We start from the raw sequence: 17,096 nt of genomic DNA, 5'->3' as shown, positions 1-17,096 counted from the left end.
GATGACCAATCGCGTCAATATCGCCTGTCTGGGGGCCGGCCGCATGGGGCGCGGCATCGCCGTCGCGTTCGCCTATGCCGGGCACAGGGTCACGATGATCGACATCAAGGCACGCTCCGCGGAGGAGTTCGCCAAGCTGGAGGCGGACGCGCTGGGCGAAGTCGGCAAGACCTTTGCCAGCCTGTCGAAGCTGGGACTGCTGACCGAAGCCGACGTTGATCCGCTGATCGCGCGGGTCTCGGTGGTGTCGGCCGGCGAAAGCGGTGAAGCGCTATCCGACGCCGGGATCGTCTTCGAGGGTGTCCCTGAAGTCGTCGAGCTGAAGCGCGAGGTGCTGGGAGAAGCCTCAAGGCAGGTCCGCGCGGACGCGATCATTGCCTCGACGACGTCGACCATTCTCGTCGACGATTTATCCGGCGCGATCGTGAATCCCCACCGCTTTCTCAACGTGCACTGGCTCAACCCGGCCTATCTGATTCCGCTGGTCGAGGTTTCGCCCGGCAGAGCCACCGACCCCGCCATCGTCGGCGAGGTCAAGGGGCTGCTCGAAGGCATCGGCAAGGTACCGGTGGTCTGTGCGGCGACGCCGGGCTTCATCGTTCCGCGCATCCAGGCGCTGGCGATGAACGAGGCCGCACGCATGGTCGAGGAAGGCGTCGCCAGTGCGGAGGAGATCGACAAGGCGATCCGCTACGGCTTCGGCTTCCGCTACGCCGTGCTCGGCCTGCTCGAATTCATCGACTGGGGTGGCGGCGACATTCTGTACTATGCTAGCCGCTATCTCGAAGGCGCGCTCGGCAGCGAGCGCTATCGGGCGCCGGACGTCATTTCCCGCAATATGCACGAAGGCCGGATCGGCCTGCGCACGGGCGCAGGCTTTCTCGATTATTCCGGCATGGACGTCGACGCCTATCGCGCGAAGCGGCTGCAGGCCATGGTCGACCTGCTTCGTCACTTCGGACTGGCGCGCCCCCCGGTGCTCGACCGCGACTAGCCGAAGACGTCCTGGAGCACACCCTCCCGGACCACGGCAACGCCATCGAGCTCGATCGTCGTTCCCATCATCGGCAGGTCGAAATGCCCCGCCGTGTAGCGGCCGGCGAATTCATTCGCCCCAGTCGAGAACAGGAAATTGCCGGAGACGGCGCGAATCTCGGTGCCGTTGGTGTCGCGCTGGTCATACATCGACAGTGCTTCATAACGCGCGCCCGGATTCATGCCGAAGCCGACGTGCGACACGGCATAGGCCTCGCGATCGCCCCAGGCGGCGAGATAGGCGCGCATCATCGCGGCATCCGTGCCCTCGCCTTCCAGCTCGACGACATAGTCGTCCTTCAAGGTCATCTTCACAGGCGACGTCAGGTAGCGCTTGAAGGTGAGATTGATGTCCCCGGGCGCCATCACCAGCGTGCCGTTGATCGTTCCGCTCTTGGGAAAACTGACGACGATGCCACCGGGCCAATGCGCCAGCGTGCCGGGCTTGTCAGTCCAACCCCACACGCCGACAGTGGACGCGCCGACCATATCGACGTCGAGCGCCGTGCCGGCCTTCGAGGTCACCCGCATCCGCTTGGTCCCACGCAACATCTTGGCCGCGGCACGAACGCGTTTCTCGAGCGCGGAATCCGGCACCATTCGCTCCAACGCCTCAGGATGCTCATTGGAGATCACCAGGATCCGCGCGCCAGCCTTGAGGATCTCCGGTGTCTCCACCGCGTGCATCAGGCCCTCGATGGTACAATCCACCACGAAGCCGGCCTGCTGAAGCGCACTGATCACCGGACCAAGTTTTTGGATCGCCTCGCTTGCCCCAGTCGAACGAACTGGAACGATATTCCGGTTACGTGGTGTCGGCATCACCACATGAAACGGCCGCGCGCCCATCCGCAGCAGCGCAAGTTCTGCCAGATGCACATTCAGCGCGCGTGACTGGGTCTCCGAGAGAATCGCGGCGGTATCGCCGGCCTTGACGGCACAGCGTTCAAAGATCTCGCAAAATGCGTCGATCCATTTTGCCTCGATGCGATCAGCCAGCATGGTTCACTCCCGGTCGTCTGGTTTCTTCTTGGTCAGTTCACGCTTCGGGAAAGCCCCGTAGCAGATACGAGCGCAGCGCCCCGAGCAGGCCGTTCAGGATCAACCCCAGCAGCGAGATCGTGATCAGCGGCACGAACATGTCGACGGCCTGGAAGGTTCGCGCCGCGGTCACGAGCGCGTGCCCCAATCCGTCCGTCGACGTGATCATCTCGGCCAGAAACACCACGATGCAGGAAATGACAAGCCCGATCCGGCATCCGGTCAGGATCGACGGCATCGCCGCCGGCAGCACCACCTTGAAAAGGATTTCGGTGCGCGGCGTACCCGCCGCCATCGCCGACCAGATCAGCTTCTGTTCGACGGTCGACGCACCGTAATAGGTCGAGAGCAGAATGGGAAAGAGTGCGTCCGCGGCCACCAATGTGATCTTCGACCCGTGGCCGAAGCCGAGCAGCAGTAGCAATGCTGGATAGAGCGCGACCTTGGGCAATGGCGCCAATACGCGCACGATTGGCCGAACCACGGCGTTGATGGCCGGACTGGCGGCGGCGGCGATGCCGATACTGACACCCAGCACGACCGCAATCGCGAACCCTGCAAACAGCCGGATCAGGGTTGCGGCGATCTCCTGCTGAAACGTCCACGTCACGAGTTGCTGGAGCAGCCGGCCGAAGACGAAGCCCGGCGGCGGCAGCAAGACCGCGGGCGCGAAGCCGAATGACACCAGACCTTGCCACAAGGCGATGATCAGCACGATCGGGGCAATCCCAAGAAGGATGTTTGGTGAGAGAAGGCGCGACATCACGAGAAGCTCAGCGGCATGTCGAACTGAGGCTCGGACCAACGCACCAGCCTGGCACGAACCCTTTCAAAAATCGCATCGAGGCAGATTCCCATCGCACCCACGATGATGATCATCGCAAAGACGGTGTCATATTGGCCCATGTCGAGCGCATTGAACAGGATGTTGCCGGCGCCGGACTGACGGGCGATCATCTCGCTGGTGATCATCGTGATCAGCGCCAGCACCAGTCCCGTGCGGCAGCCGGTCAGGATTTCCGGCAGCGCCGCGGGCAACACGATCCGCACCAGGCGTTGCGCGGGCGAAAGCCCCATCGCGGCACCCGACCACAGCATCTTCTCTTCGACCGCCTTTGCGCCTTCAAAGCTGTGATAAATCACGGGGAGGCTGACGCCCAGGAAGATCACCAATGTCTTGGTGACGTCGCCCACGCCCAGCCAAAGCATGATGATCGGCATCAAGGCGGCCTTGGGCACCGGATAAATCACCATCAAGAGTGGATTGAAGAAAGCCGCAACACCCCTGCTGCGTCCCATCAACAGGCCCAGCGGAATCGAGACCAGCACGGCCACCCCGAACCCGATCGCCATACGGCGAAGCGAGGCCAGGATGTTGATCAGCGATTCCTTGTCGCCGAGAATATCCGGAATCGCCCGGATCGCATCGATCGCCGTCGGGAAGCTGTCGTTCTTCAGCACAAGCGAGGCGACCTGCCACACCGCGAGCAACCCGAGACAGGCCAGCACCGGCGCGGCTCGTCTGATCAAGGCGGCCGGCGACATCATGAGGCAGGCCCGCCTTCGTCGCCGTCATCGAACATTCGCTCGATGTCGACGACGTACTTTTGATAGCGCGAGTCGAGCAACAGCTCGTTGCGGCGGCGCGGACGCGGCAGATCGATGTCGATCACCTGCCGGATGCGGCCGGGAGATTTCGACATCATCACGACCTTGTCGGAAAGGAAGACGGCTTCGTCGACCGAGTGGGTGACGAACAGCACCGTTTTGCGGTCACGCTCCCAGATGTTGAGAAGATCGTTCTGCAGGCGCGTCCGTGTGTGCGCGTCAAGCGCACCGAACGGCTCGTCCATCAGCAGGACTTCGGGATGGTAGGCGAGCGTCCGCGCCAGCGCCACGCGCTGCTTCATGCCGCCCGACAATTCCTTGGGGTAAAAATTCTCAAAGCCCTTGAGGCCGACCATCTCGATCAAGGTCCGGCTCTGCGCTTCCGCCTCGGCGGCGCGTACACCTTGCTGCCGCGGGCCGTACACCACATTGCCCAGCACGGTCTTCCAGGGGAACAGGGCAAACTCCTGGAACACCGGTCCGCGATCCGGACCAGGCCCCGTGATCGCATGGCCCTTGATCTTCGCCGTACCGCTGGTCGGGCTGACGAAACCGCCGACGATATAAAGCAGTGTCGACTTGCCGCAACCGGACGGACCAAGGATGGAGACGAAGGCTCCCTCCTCGATCGTCAGCGAGATGTCCGAAAGCGCCACATGATCCTTGCGCGCCGAGGTCTGAAAGACCTGCGAGACGCGGTCGATCTCGATGATCGCAGAAGCCGGCTCTCGTGATGTCACCGGTCTCACCCATTCGCTCGATCTCGCAGGCACTACCGTCATCCCGTCTCTCGTCTCACTCGCGCGAACATTCCTCGACGAACCTGCCGAACGTTCTCCGTCAGCGGCACGAGCTTAGCAAGAAACCTGCCAGACAGGCGGCCGTTTTCGCTCCGGTGCAGTGCGTCATCCGAACCACGGCCATTCTGCCGGGCCTTCATGCGTAACGGCCCCGCCCGGCGCCTGCCCAACCAGTCGCGCATATTTTGCAAGCGCACCTGCACGGTGACGCGGCGGACGCTGCTTCCAATCTCGTCGGCGCGCGGTGAGTTCCTGCTCATCGAGCAGCACATCCATCCGCCGGTTTGCGGCATCGATCCGGATCCTGTCACCGTCCCGAACAAGCGCCAGCGGACCTCCGACAAATGCTTCGGGAGCCACGTAGCCGATGCACATGCCGCGGGTCGCGCCGGAGAACCGGCCATCGGTGATCAGCGCCACCTTTTCGCCCATGCCCTGCCCGTAGATCAGCGCGGTGACGCCGAGCATCTCGCGCATGCCGGGACCACCGACCGGCCCCTCGTTCCGGATCACGAGAACCTCGCCCGCCTTGTAGCTGCGATCACGAACAGCTTTGACACAAGCTTCCTCGTCTTCGAAAATACGCGCCACGCCTTCGAAGAACTGGCTCTTTAAGCCTGCGACCTTGATGACCGCACCGTCGGGACAGAGATTTCCCTTCAGCACCGCCACGCCGCCGTCTGGCATGATCGGCGCGCGGGCCGCATGCACAACTTCTCCATCGGGTGCGTTGGCCGCGCCATATTCTTCGGCAAGTGTGCGGCCGGTGATGGACAGGCAGCTGCCGTCGATATGGCCGCTCTGGATCAGCTCACGGATCACGACCGCCGCGCCGCCGATATCGTAGACATCCTTTGCCGTGTATTTGCCCCCGGGACGCAGATTTCCGATCAGCGGCGTCCTGGCAAAGACCTCGCCCACATCGTCGATCCCGAATGCAATGCCGGCCTCGTTCGCGATCGCCGGCAGATGCAGCGCAGCGTTAGTCGAGCCTCCCGTCGCCGCAACGATCGCCGCGCCGTTCTCGAGGGATTTCCGCGTCACGATGTCGCGCGGCAACGGCCCGCCGCGCTCCAGCATCTCCATGATCAGGCGTCCAGCGCGTCGCGAAATCTGTGCGCGTTCGGCATAGACACCGGGAACCATCGAGACGTTGGGGATGGTCAGTCCCATCGCCTCCGAGACCATCCCCATCGTGTTCGCGGTGAACTGGCCGGCGCACGCGCCGATCGTGGGCAGGCAGGCGCGCTCGATCCGCTCGAGCGTGGCGCCGTCGATCTCTCCGGTCATGAAGCTGCCGACGGCCTCATAGGAGTCGAGCACCGTCAGCGTACGCCCATCCACGCGGCCCGGCAGGGAGCTGCCGCCGTAGATGAAGATCGACGGCACGTTGCAACGAACCATGCCCATCATCACGCCGGGAAGCGTCTTGTCGCATCCGCCGTATCCGATCAGCGCGTCGTAGGCCAGTCCATGGACGACGGCCTCGATCGAGTCGGCGATCAGCTCGCGCGAAAACAGCGAGAACTTCATTCCCTCGTGGTTCATGCTGATGCCGTCGGAAACCGACACGGTTGAGAATTCGCGCGGCGTGCCGCCGGCCTCCTCGATTCCGGTCTTGGCCGCAGCCACCTGGAAGTCGTGGGTCATGTTGCAGGGCGTCTGCTCGCCCTTCATGCTGACGACGCCCACCATCGGCTTGGCGATCGCAGCGTCGTCGAGTCCCATCGCACGCATGAATGCCCGGTGCGGAGCCCGGTCGAGGCCGTCTGTCGTGACTCGTGATCGCAACTTCTTCATGCGTGCATCTTCTCGTGCCTCGTCCCGGATCATCCGGGACGCCGCAAGCTTCCCGTTCGGATCGTTCGCCCGCTCGCCTACTGCAGCGGAGCAACGATCGCCGGATGCTTGAACTGCGCGACATCCAGTTTCGGCAGCATTCCGGTCTCCGCGTAGATGTCCAGCATCTTCTGGATCGCGGGGAAGTTCGGCGCCGCGCCTGGATCACGGCCGAAGTCATTGTCCTTGAGCAGGTAGGTCTCGAGCACCGGAATGGGTGCTTTCAGAACTTCATTGACGACCTTCAAGGTCTCCTCGCGATTGGCCAGCGCCTTCTTCATGCCCGAGGTGATATCGCGAACATAGGTCTTGACCAGTTCGGGGTTCTTGTCGACGAAATCGGCGCGGCAGGCTTCGAGGATATGCACGATGTTCGGCATGGCCTGGGACAGCGAGAACAGCTTCCTTGTGCCACCCTTCGCCTCCGCACGCGCGGCAAACGGCTGGTTCATGTTGACGGCGTCGACACGGCCCTGGCGCAGCGCATCCTCGGAGACGGCAAAGCCGACCTCGACCAGCTTGATGTCCTTGGTTGGATCGACACCATTCTGCTTCAGCAGCAGGTTGAACGGGCCTTGCGTGCCGCCGCCGATCACGGAAATGCCGACCGTCTTGCCCTTGAGATCGGCGATTGTCTTGATGGGCGAGTCATCCATGACGGCCCAATAGACCGAGAAACCGCCAGGCTTCTCGAACACGTGCTGCGCCACGATGTAGGCTTTGAGATTGCCTCCGACCACGCCGTTGGCGAGCGACAGCGGTGCCTGCGTTGCGCAGTCCAGCGCGCCGGCTGCCAAGGCCTGCGTCATCGGCGCAGTGCCCTGGAATTGGGTCCATTCGATGTTGTAGGTCTTGCCGAGATTGGGAAACTCAGCCGGACGGCGCATCATCCAGTATTTGGATTCCTCGGCCGGGATCGTCCAGCCGACGCGGATCGTCTGCTGCGCCCATGACGAGGTTGCCGCCGCGCTCACGGCCGCCGCCGCCCCCAAAGCCAGGATCCACTTCGAAACGGTTCGCATCGTGCCCACTCCGCTGCTCCGGCGCCGACCGGCGCCATCCAACCCGACCGCCTCAAATGTTTCATGGTTCAAACAATCAGGCAAGCCATGCGAACCGGGCAGTTTCGCCGTTAGGCGCGCAAGTATGGTAAAGCGGCGTTGCGCTGCGACAGAAGGAGGCAACCTATGGCTGATGCGAGCAAGGCGAACCCGCAAGGCGCCGCGAGGCTTGGTTATCTCGGCCTGGGGCTGATGGGAACGCCGATGACCCGACGCCTCCTCAAGGCCGGCTATCAGGTCACTGTCTGGAACCGTTCGGAGGGCAAGGTGGCTCCGCTCGTCGAAGCCGGCGCCAAGCGCGCAGTCACGCCGCGCGATCTCCTGGTGAACTCGGACATCGCCTTCATGTGCGTGACGGATGCAACCGCGGTCGAAGAGGTGATCTTCGGGCCCGAGGGGCTGGCAGCGGCGTCCGGCGCAGGCAAGCTTGTCGTCGACTTCTCGTCGATACATCCCGACGCCGCGCGGGACCTCGCAAAGCGACTGAAAGACGCCAATGGCGCCGGCTGGATCGATGCACCAGTTTCCGGCGGCACGAAGGGCGCCGAGGAAGGCACGCTTGCGATCATGGCCGGCGGAGAAGCTGCTGACATCGAAAGGGTGCGGCCCTATGTGCTGTCCATGGCGCGCAGGTTCACCCACATGGGCCCGACCGGCGCTGGCCAGACCACAAAGCTGTGCAATCAGGTGATCGTCGGATGCGCGATGGCCGTTCTCGCAGAGGCCACGCGCCTGGCCGTGAACGCCGGAATTGACGCCAGCCGATTGCCTGAAGCGCTCGCCGGCGGCTTTGCGGATTCCATCCCGCTTCAGCTCTTCGTGCCGCGAATGGTCCAGGGCATTCACTCCCCGCCGCTCGGTCACATCGCAACGATGCTCAAGGATCTCGATACGGTTGCCGATGTCGCACAGGCGACGTCGACGCCAGTGCCGATGGCCTCGCTTGCGGGCCAGCTCTTCAGGTTGGCCAAGGCCGCGCGCGGCGCTGAAGCGGACGCGCTGGAAATTTACAAGCTTTCAGCGGCGGAGCGCTAAGCCATCGAGCGCGGCCTGAAGCACGTTAGGGTGACTTTTTGCGCTCGTCGTCCGCGAGAAATCGGCCGAACGCTCCCCGCGCGAAGAGCAGCGGCTCCCGCGTGTTGTAGGTATAGGCCTCGACCGCGCCGAGAAAGATCACGTGGTCGCCGCCATAATAGCGGTTCACGGAACGGCATTGAAAATTGGCAACGCTCTCTGCAAGGACCGGCGCCATGCCGAGGCCCGGCGTCCAGTCCACACCGGTGAACTTGTCGTCCGACGACTTGGCGAATTTGCTCGCAAGCGCCTGCTGCGAAGCGCCAAGCACGTTGACCGTGAAATGGCTGGCGTTCTGGAAGATGGTCAGACTCGAGGAATAGACGACCAGACTCCACAGGACCAGAGGAGGATTCAGCGACACCGAGGCGAACGAATTGCATGTCAGCCCGTAGGGCTTGCCGTCAGGCGCTGCGGCCGTGATGATTGTCACGCCCGTTGCATAGGTTCCAAGGGCATTGCGAAAGTCGCGGGGATCGATCTGCGAGTTATCGCTCGCGAACTCGTTGGCGGGATCGGGAACGCGGGGCTGCTGCGGCAGATCACTCATCGGCCGGGCTCACAGCGTGAGATTTTCGGACGGCAGGCCCAACGCCACGCGTCCATAATTGGTCCCGGCCGCATCGAAGTTGAATGCGAGATGCGAGTTGATCGCGTGAGCATCGCGGAATTGCCGCTGCAACACTCCGGTCGTGAACAGGCCGCGCGCGCCGCTCGCGGCAAACAGCATCGAGACCGCGTCCGTACACAAATTCACTGAAAAAGATCCGTCGCGCCGATATCGAGTCTTGGTCGCCATGTCGGGAACGTGACCGCGCCGCGCGTCCTCCATGGCATCGAGGCATGCCGACCGCATGATCAGGCGCGCGGCGTCGATCTTCGCCGAGGCCTCAGCGATCTTGATCTGAGTGCTCTGAAAATCGCTCAGCTTGGCGCGGTTGTAGGTCGAAATGCGATGACGTGCGACCTCGGTGTAATCGTCGAGGCACGCCTGCGCATTACCCAGCGCGACACCGGAGAGGACGTATGGGAACAGCGAGAATACGGGGAGCGCATACAGCGGATTTGGATTGATCTTGCTTCCCGGCGTCGGACCGCCGGCGAGATCGCCGACGGCGACCGTCATGTGGTCAGCCACGAAGGCATCCCTGACCTCCACGTCGCAAGACCCCGTCCCGCGCAGTCCCGCGACGTTCCAGGTGTCCAGCACTTTGTAATCGCCTTTCGGCAGCAGGAAGATGCGATACTCGATGCCGTCAGCCTCGTCGTCGGAGTAGACCACGCTTGCAAGCATGTTCCATTCGCAGGAGGCAACGCCGGAGGAGAATGGCCAACTGCCGTGCAGTTGGTATCCGCCCTCGACTCTAGTGGCGCGTCCGGCGGGGAAAATGAACGAGGATGCGATCAGCGCGTCTGGATCGCGGCCCCAGACCAAATCCTGCGCCTTCTGCTCGAACATGCCGAGCATCCAGTGATGGCTCGCCAGATTGGCGAGATTCCAGGCTACCGACGCGTCCGCTTGTCCGAGCAGCTCAGCGCAGTCGACGAGGGCGACATAGTCAAGCTCGGCGCCGCCAATCCGTGCCGGTTGAAGCATCCGGAACAGACCACCGTCGTGCAGATCCCTCTCGGTTTCCGACGGCAGATGCCGCAGCTCCTCGGTCCGCGCCGCCCGCTCTCGTAGTTGCGGCACCAGGGCCCTAGCCTTCGCGATCATTGCCGCATGGGCGTGCTCGCCGGCGTCCGGCCCGGTGGGCTGCCCAATGCTCGGCTTTCGACCAGGCGCCATTCGTGTCCCTCGCTTTCACACATTTATGCGGCCGCCCGATCGCCAAATCAAGCCAATGCAGCTGGCATCGCGACGCATCGATTCGCGTTCCGGGCGATGCCGGGTGCCATGAGGACTGCTTAACCTGGCGCCGAGGGTTTGCCTGAGCCAAAGGCGCCCTTCCGGGTAAACTCCGTGACCCGACGCTCGTCATAACCGAGCATATGACGCAAGACGTCCTCGGTATGCTCACCTAACAGGGGGGCCGCAACGGGATCGATCGCGCCGGTCAGGCTCATGGTGATCGGCGGCTCGATGTTGGGCACCCATTCCGCTGTACGGTGCGGAATCCGGTTCAAGCGATGGCGCTCGCGAGCCTCGGGTGCGTTGAACCCCTCCTCCACCGTCCGGAGATAGCCGACCGGAATATTGGCCTGCTTCATCTTCGCCATCCAGTTCTCGAGCGTATCGCCGGCAAAGACCCCCGCGATGGCCGCGCGCAGGAGCTCCTTGTTCTCGGAGCGGGCCTTGCGCGTGGCAAACTGCGGATCGGTGATGAGATCTGGCCGGTTCAGCACCTCGACCACGAGCCGGCGATAGAGCCGATCGTTGGCGCAAGCCATATAGAGCGGCCCATCGGAGGCCTCATAGACGCCGACGGTGGGAGACCCGCTGGGCGAATTGCCGAACCGGCCGGGGTTTTCGCCGTTGATGAGATAAGCCATGCCGTAGAAGCCGGTCATCCCCATCGCGACGTCGAACAAGGCGACTTCGACATGTTGCCCGCGGCCGAGCCGGTCTCGCGCCAATAGCGCCAGCAGGATGGCGTTACAGGCAGACATCCCCGTCGCCATGTCCACGATCGGCGGGCCGGTGCGAACCGCCGGGCCATCGGCAAATCCGTTGAGCGACATGAAGCCGCTCTCGGCCTGCGTGATGGGATCGAAGCCGGGGCGCGAGGCGAACGGTCCGGAGCGTCCATAGGCGGAGATCGAGCAGTAGACCAGCCGTGGATTGAGCGGCGCGACCGCCTCATAGTCGAGCCCGAACTTCTTCATGACTCCGCTTGAAAAATTCTCCACGACCACATCCGCCTTGCGGATCAGATCCAGCGCGATCTCGCGGGCCTCCGGCACCGAAAGATCGAGTGCAATGCCGCGCTTGTTGCGGTTCAAGCTGAGATAGGCCGCGCTTTCGCCGCCAATTTCGGCGTGCTCATAGGCGCGCGTGTCGTCGCCGCCGTCGGGATTCTCGATCTTGATGACGTGCGCGCCAAAATCGGCGAGGGTCTGGGTGCAGGCCGGACCGGCGACGACACGCGTGAAATCGACGACCAGCAGACCATCGAGCGCAGTCAGCCCTCCCATCGCCCGCGGCGAACGTTCCGGCAATTGAGGCTTGTTGGGCATCGATAGCGCTCCCTTACATCGGCTTATGGCCGCCGAATTTCCTGCAAGAGCAAACTTAAAGCCCGGCGCCGCCAACTTCGCAAGTGCCTCGCTCGCTTCATCCCGAAACGCAGAAACGGCCCGGCAGCCGTCAAGCTGCCGGGCCGTTGGACATTTCCGAGCATAGGGAAGCCACGCGCGCCTCGCGCAGCCATGCTAGTTTGAGAAAGTCACGTTCCGCATGACGGGAAACCCACTGCAATTGTTCAGCGCAGCCACTTTCGCCAATAAAGCGTATGCGACCAGGCCCAAGGCGTTTCGGGCTCGTGGAGCCGATAACCCGCACGGATGAAATTATTGGCAGATGCCGGATTGTCCGTCGTATCGGAGACGATGCTGTCCCATCCGAGGCGTCGCGCTCGCACTTCGATCGCTCGCATCAGCCTGAGTTGAAGTCCCCGTCCCCAATGTCGCTGCAAGACCCCGACCCGGCAGAAATATCCGCTGTTCCGCGCATGCGTCGACGGCACGACGCCGGCGAAGGCGACCGCGTCATCACCGTGGTAGGCGATCCACCACGCCCCCAAATCGAATTGCGGCATGGCGGCCCCATCGAAAAATGTCAGCCGATGCAAATCACCGAGAATCTCAGCGGTCTCGTCATCGTCCGCATCGACGATCCGAATTCTGTACATGGGATAGCCTATTGGCAGGGGTGATCCTGAGTGCGCGACGCCGATTCCGTGGCGTCGAGGTCACTTGCCCAGCACGACTTTGACACCGAGCCAGACCGCCCCCATCAGGCCGGTCGCAATCACCGTGATCACTGCCTTGAAGGTGTAGCTCTGCGCCTGCTCCACGCTCTTTCGCCAACGCCGCAGGTGCTGGAAGTCGGCTCTCAGCTCTTTCCGGTCATCGTCTTCGATCCCGAACGAGGCCAGGACTGACGCCACCGCTTTCAATACGATGGCATCGACGCTCTCCTGCTGAACTCTTTGCTGCTCGGCCAATGTCTGCGCGACAATCGCCCGAATCTCTTCGTCTTGAATTTTCACCGCTTGATGATCCTCGCAACGTTCTCGAAGCCACGCTTGGCGAAGTAGAACGAGACGACCAGATTGGCGGTGATCGCCGCAAATCCCGCCAGAGCGTCCGTCGAGCCGAATCCAAGGACCTTGTCCCAAACCAGGAGCTTTGCGAAGTAGAGCGCTACGCAATAACCCATCAGCTTGTCCGGCTCGTAAGCGCGAGCGATATCAGATAGGCGGTCATCATCCCTCCCAGAGAAGAAAATGCGCGGCAGATCGCGTCAAGCGAAGCGCGATCGTTTCGGGCGCGAACCCTATCTCCGTCGCTTCCGGAGACCGCAGCGGCGCGGGCAATGGGCCCTGCGCCGCGGGCCGGCACGTTCGCGCGTGCACGGCCAGCAATGGTTCGGACGGCGGCGCGCCGATCGGCGCTCCAAGTTTGACGAGTGCGTGGCCGCAATGCGCCGCCGCCGTCCGATCTCGAAAATCGAGACGAAAAAACCCGCAGCGGATGTGCTCCGCGCGGGTGAACCAAACTCGTCTCGATGATGTCATTATGCCGGTGTGTTGCCCGACGTGTCAAAGCCTATGTTGAACGAGCCTGTGTTGAACAAGCCTCTGTTGAACGAGCCTGCGTTGAATGAAAAAGCCCGCTGCAGATTTCTCCGCGCGGGCTGAACCAAACGTCTTTCGATGATGCCATTCTGCCAGTGTGTTGCCCGACGTGTCAAACGAACTTGTAGGCTCGACGAAAGTTAGCCGATCGGGAGGATCGGCCAATGACACCCAAGACGACGTTACAGCAGACACCGCGTAGGCTGCCCGGAGACAAGCCGCGCCGCGAGAAAAAGCGCGACATGCAGGACCCGATCATCGAAGATTCCGGCGAGACCGGGGACAGGGATCGCGACCTCGAGCACGGCGAAGGCGGCGCCATCAGCCTTCCCGAAAAGCCCGGCGATTTGTCGAAGGACGATTAGGCTCGCCGGAACCTACCCGCGGAGCGGCGCGTTGATTCATTCGTTGCAAGGAACGTTCGCGCGATGAGCCACACTGTCCTGGTCGTTGATGACGATCCCGCCGTCCTCGATGTGATCATCGGCATGCTGGAAGATCTCGGCTGCCAGGTGGTCAGCGCCCAAAGCGGTCCGGATGCGCTCGACCGGCTCAAGCAGAACCAGGAGATCTCCATCCTCATCACGGATATCAACATGCCCGGCATGGATGGTCATGAACTGGCCGCGCTGGCAAAGCGAGTCCGTCCGGAGTTGAAAGTGCTGCAATTGTCGGGTCGCGAGCCCCGGCGCGGCGGTCTGCCGATGATCCGGAAACCGTTCTCGTTCGAGGAACTCGCCGACATCATGCAGCGAACCACCGGCGCCGGCTGAACCTCGGCCGGCAAATCAAAACCCGCAGCGGGCATCTCCCGCGCGGGTTGAACCAAACTCTGTCGATGATGCCATCATGCCGGTGTGTTGCCCGACGTGTCAACGCGGCGGACGCGGAACAGCAAGCCCCTCCTCCCAACTCAATATGTGGTGCGCAACCGGCTTGCTTCAAGTCCCCGCCTCTGCCGTAGAACCCCCGACCCAACAACAAGCCGAGGGGTCACGACATGCCTGTACTGCTTCCCACTTCCCGTTCGCGCGGCCGCACGGAGCGAACCCGCGCGAGGAACCCGGCACGGAGCGAGCACGCCGTCGTGATTGCCGGCGGCGGCCCGACCGGCCTGATGCTGGCCGCCGAGCTCGCGCTCGCCGATGTCGACGTTGCCGTCGTCGAGCGGCGCCCCGATCAGGCGATTGTCGAGACGCGCGCCGGCGGTCTGCACGCGCGCACCCTCGAGATCCTCGATCAGCGCGGCGTCGCCGACCGCTTCCTGCGCGAAGGAAAGATCGTCCAGCTCGCGGGCTTCGCCTGGACCAGGCTCGACATCAGCGACCTCCCCACAAGGCACGCTTATGGGCTCGCGCTGCGGCAGAACCACATCGAGCGCATCCTGGCCGATTGGGCCATGGAGCTCGCGGTCCCCTTCTATCGTGAGCGCGAGGTCACGGGCTTTGCGCAGGATGAGACCGGCCTCGACCTCTCGCTGTCGGGCGGCGAGACGCTGCGCGCGAACTACTTGGTCGGCTGCGACGGCGGTCGCAGCGTGGTGCGCAAGACCGCCGGCATCGATTTCGCCGGCTTCGATCCGACGCTCAGCAACCTCATGGCCGAGGTCGAGATGCGCGAGGAGCCGGAATTCGGCTTGCGTCACGACGCGCTCGGCTTTCACGGCCTCAGCAAGACCGAGAGCGGGCGCGTGCTGGTCGTCGTGACCGAAGCAACCCTCGATCGCAGCGGTGCACCCACCCAGCGCGACCTCAGCGACGCGCTCGTGGCCGTGTACGGCACCGACTTCGGTCTGCAAAACCCGGCGTGGATCTCCCGCTTCACCGATGCGGCCCGGCAGGCCGTGTCCTATCGCAGCGGACGCGTGCTGCTCGCCGGCGATGCCGCGCATATCCATCACTCCGTCGGCGGGCAAGGCCTCAACCTAGGTGTGCAGGACGCCGTCAATCTCGGCTGGAAGCTGGCGCAGGTGGTCAATCGCGTCTCGCCTGACAGCCTGCTCGACACCTACCACGCCGAGCGCCATCCGGTGGCCGCGCGCGTGCTGAAAAACACCATGGCGCAAATCGCCCTGCTCCGCCGCGGCGACGATGGCCGCAAGGCCGCGCGCGACACCATCGCCGAACTGCTCGGCATGGACGAGCCGCGCAAGCGCTTTGGCGCGATGATGAGCGGGCTCGACATCCGCTATGATCTCGGCGAGGGACACGCGCTGCTGGGGCGGCGCATGCCCGATCTCGATCTGACGGTCGAAGGACAGAAGCAAAACCTGTTCACGCTGCTGCACGGCGCGCGGGGTGTGCTGCTCGATTTTGGCAAACGAGGCGGCATCGACCTCACGCCCTGGGCGGATCGCATCGGTGTCGTCGACGCCGCCTATGACGGCCCATGGGAGCTTCCCGCCATCGGGCGGGTCGCTGCGCCCAGCGCTGTGCTGGTGCGGCCCGACGGGCACGTGGCCTGGGTGGGCGACGCGAGCCAGGACGGACTTGAGGAGGCGCTGACACGGTGGTTCGGACCGGCTGCTGAGTAGCGCAAGTGTCGGCCCCTCCAAGAAAGGAAGCCCGCGGCATCGCCGCGGGCTTTTTTTCGAGGCATCAGCTATTCGAAACGCGGCTCAATGTCCGAATGTTGCGCCGCTCATTGCTTTCTGCGCTGACCATTTTTCCCGCTTCCGGAGTCTGGTTTTCGGGTTTGTATGCAAGCGCATCTGCCATCCATTGGGGCCACCCGGGTTCTGCACTCGGCTCAACACGCGGCTGATGCGGCTTCTGTGGGGCTCCGCTCATGTGCTCTCCTGCGATTGCAGCCAGACGTCTTCGTGGGAAAGGTCGAAATCATTGGTGGCGCCGACGCTTCCGAGAACGCTGAGCGGGACCCGCCGCACGGATTCCTCGATAGTGGCGTCAATCACTGGATCATTCACTGGGTCGCCGGGATGAACGATGACTCGCTCGATCCGGTGAAGGAACTCAATCGGCGTGCCGTCTTCGCTTGCAATGCGCTGCAAGGACTTGCCCCAGCCGCGGTCGAGAATGGAATTGGCCGCGCAGACGCGCGCATGCGCGGGGGCTTTCTTGTCCCGCATAATGTTCACGAGCGTGTTCACGGCCTGCAAGGTCTGCGTCCGCGCCAGCGATTTGATTTCCGTCATGGTCCGCTGCTTCAAAATTCTGCGGGCAGCTTCCCTCGCAAATCCAACTTCGGAGCGCTTGTTCTTCGACATAACGATTTCATTCATCTGCGCAATCTCTCTCTGTCAATTCATTCACAATGAATCGAGACGCAAAAAACCCGCGGCGGAAATATCCGGCGCGGGCGAAAACAAACTCGTCTCGATGATGCCATTCTGCCAGTGTTTTGCCCGACGTGTCAAATCCATCCGGCCGCAGCATCCGAACTAGTCTAGGCCGCTCCGGGGAGGGGTAGCGCCAGCTGAAGGGCAAATGGCCAAGTAGCGTTGGCTTCGACAAAGGCTTGTAGGGCCGGCGTGGTCTGGGCGTTCCCGGCGACAGCCTCGGCCAACTCATCGGCGATCTCGCTGGTCGCGTCGCGCGCGTAGCCTTCAATCGCATTGAACACGACGATGCGGACCGGATAGGTGTATTGGCCTGAGAGCAAGTCGCGGATGATAGTGTCGCGGTCGGTGTCTTGCTCGTCTGTTTCGCGCCAAGCGCAGCCAGCACGCGCGCCAAAGTCCTCAATCACCAGATAGATGTCCCGGTCGAGCCGATCAGTCGGGACGATCGATGGCGATGAACGCATACGCTTACTCCGAAACTACGCGTGGGCGGAGAGACGGCCCCAGCTGGCAGGGGGGCTTGGGGGGGGGTATGGCC

The 17,096-nt window shown here is 63.1% G+C and carries 19 protein-coding genes; 5 read left to right on the top strand and 14 right to left on the bottom strand.

The window, feature by feature from the left end; genetic code table 11:
- Position 1: 1 nt before the first annotated feature.
- Positions 2-994: a 3-hydroxybutyryl-CoA dehydrogenase gene (locus tag IVA81_RS33810; protein ID WP_247326359.1), complete on the top strand. Its 993-nt coding sequence runs from the start codon at positions 2-4 to the stop codon at positions 992-994.
- Here IVA81_RS33810 and IVA81_RS33805 read toward each other — a convergent pair.
- From IVA81_RS33805 to IVA81_RS33780, 6 genes are all read right to left on the bottom strand, one after another.
- Complete coding sequence (locus tag IVA81_RS33805; RefSeq protein ID WP_247326357.1) at positions 991-2,037, bottom strand: peptidase M29; 1,047 nt, start codon at positions 2,035-2,037, stop codon at positions 991-993. The two genes, IVA81_RS33810 and IVA81_RS33805, sit on opposite strands and share 4 nt — an antisense overlap.
- Before the next feature lie 37 nt (positions 2,038-2,074).
- Positions 2,075-2,842, bottom strand: coding sequence for an ABC transporter permease subunit (locus tag IVA81_RS33800; protein ID WP_247326355.1), 768 nt, complete (start codon positions 2,840-2,842; stop codon positions 2,075-2,077).
- Positions 2,839-3,624, bottom strand: a complete 786-nt coding sequence (locus tag IVA81_RS33795; RefSeq protein WP_247326351.1) for an ABC transporter permease — start codon at positions 3,622-3,624, stop codon at positions 2,839-2,841. Before IVA81_RS33795 ends, IVA81_RS33800 begins: the two co-directional genes overlap by 4 nt.
- Complete coding sequence (locus tag IVA81_RS33790) at positions 3,621-4,466, bottom strand: ABC transporter ATP-binding protein (protein WP_247326349.1); 846 nt, start codon at positions 4,464-4,466, stop codon at positions 3,621-3,623. Before IVA81_RS33790 ends, IVA81_RS33795 begins: the two co-directional genes overlap by 4 nt.
- Positions 4,467-4,589: 123 nt before the next feature.
- The gene (gene ilvD, locus IVA81_RS33785) at positions 4,590-6,284 is read right to left on the bottom strand and encodes a dihydroxy-acid dehydratase (protein WP_247326346.1); all 1,695 of its coding nucleotides are present in this window, start codon (positions 6,282-6,284) and stop codon (positions 4,590-4,592) included.
- Positions 6,285-6,361: 77 nt separating this feature from the next.
- Positions 6,362-7,345: an ABC transporter substrate-binding protein gene (locus IVA81_RS33780; protein WP_247326344.1), complete on the bottom strand. Its 984-nt coding sequence runs from the start codon at positions 7,343-7,345 to the stop codon at positions 6,362-6,364.
- Positions 7,346-7,510: 165 nt separating this feature from the next.
- Here IVA81_RS33780 and IVA81_RS33775 point away from each other — a divergent pair, with 165 nt between their 5' ends.
- Entirely contained in the window at positions 7,511-8,419 is a 909-nt protein-coding gene (locus tag IVA81_RS33775) for an NAD(P)-dependent oxidoreductase (protein ID WP_247326342.1), read from the top strand.
- A 25-nt stretch (positions 8,420-8,444) separates the two neighbouring features.
- Here the strand turns inward: IVA81_RS33775 and IVA81_RS33770 are convergent, their stop codons facing one another.
- The 6 genes from IVA81_RS33770 to IVA81_RS33745 all read right to left on the bottom strand — a co-directional run bounded on the left by IVA81_RS33770 (position 8,445) and on the right by IVA81_RS33745 (position 12,839).
- On the bottom strand, positions 8,445-9,008 hold the full coding sequence (locus IVA81_RS33770; protein WP_247326339.1) for a flavin reductase family protein: 564 nt from the start codon (positions 9,006-9,008) through the stop codon (positions 8,445-8,447).
- Positions 9,009-9,017: 9 nt separating this feature from the next.
- Positions 9,018-10,247, bottom strand: coding sequence for an acyl-CoA dehydrogenase family protein (locus IVA81_RS33765; RefSeq protein ID WP_247326335.1), 1,230 nt, complete (start codon positions 10,245-10,247; stop codon positions 9,018-9,020).
- 119 nt (positions 10,248-10,366) lie between these two features.
- Positions 10,367-11,635, bottom strand: a complete 1,269-nt coding sequence (locus tag IVA81_RS33760; RefSeq protein WP_247326332.1) for a CoA transferase — start codon at positions 11,633-11,635, stop codon at positions 10,367-10,369.
- A 245-nt stretch (positions 11,636-11,880) separates the two neighbouring features.
- Positions 11,881-12,309, bottom strand: coding sequence for a GNAT family N-acetyltransferase (locus IVA81_RS33755; protein WP_247326329.1), 429 nt, complete (start codon positions 12,307-12,309; stop codon positions 11,881-11,883).
- Positions 12,310-12,369: 60 nt separating this feature from the next.
- Positions 12,370-12,669, bottom strand: a complete 300-nt coding sequence (locus tag IVA81_RS33750; RefSeq protein ID WP_247326326.1) for a hypothetical protein — start codon at positions 12,667-12,669, stop codon at positions 12,370-12,372.
- Entirely contained in the window at positions 12,666-12,839 is a 174-nt protein-coding gene (locus tag IVA81_RS33745) for a hypothetical protein (protein WP_247326324.1), read from the bottom strand. Before IVA81_RS33745 ends, IVA81_RS33750 begins: the two co-directional genes overlap by 4 nt.
- A gap of 582 nt (positions 12,840-13,421) precedes the next feature.
- On the opposite strand from IVA81_RS33745, the gene IVA81_RS33740 reads away from it, so the two are divergent.
- From IVA81_RS33740 to IVA81_RS33730, 3 genes are all read left to right on the top strand, one after another.
- Positions 13,422-13,622 carry a hypothetical protein gene (locus IVA81_RS33740; protein ID WP_247326320.1) on the top strand — a complete coding sequence of 67 codons (201 nt, stop codon included), beginning with the start codon at positions 13,422-13,424 and terminating at the stop codon, positions 13,620-13,622.
- Positions 13,623-13,685: 63 nt separating this feature from the next.
- A complete protein-coding gene (locus IVA81_RS33735; protein WP_247326318.1) occupies positions 13,686-14,030 on the top strand; it encodes a response regulator in 345 nt (114 codons plus the stop codon).
- Between the two features lie 227 nt (positions 14,031-14,257).
- The gene (locus IVA81_RS33730) at positions 14,258-15,790 is read left to right on the top strand and encodes an FAD-dependent monooxygenase (RefSeq protein WP_247326314.1); all 1,533 of its coding nucleotides are present in this window, start codon (positions 14,258-14,260) and stop codon (positions 15,788-15,790) included.
- Positions 15,791-16,042: 252 nt separating this feature from the next.
- Here IVA81_RS33730 and IVA81_RS33725 read toward each other — a convergent pair whose 3' ends face one another.
- Entirely contained in the window at positions 16,043-16,483 is a 441-nt protein-coding gene (locus IVA81_RS33725) for a hypothetical protein (protein ID WP_247326310.1), read from the bottom strand.
- Positions 16,484-16,662: 179 nt separating this feature from the next.
- A complete protein-coding gene (locus IVA81_RS33720) occupies positions 16,663-17,022 on the bottom strand; it encodes a hypothetical protein (protein ID WP_247326308.1) in 360 nt (119 codons plus the stop codon).
- Between the last annotated feature and the right edge of the window lie 74 nt (positions 17,023-17,096).

The sequence above is a fragment of the Bradyrhizobium sp. 141 genome, from assembly GCF_023074055.1.
In the GTDB taxonomy this organism is placed as follows: Bacteria; Pseudomonadota; Alphaproteobacteria; order Rhizobiales; family Xanthobacteraceae; genus Bradyrhizobium.
The sequence above is the reverse complement of the archived record's forward strand: the minus strand, read 5'-3'. Positions and strand labels throughout refer to the sequence as shown.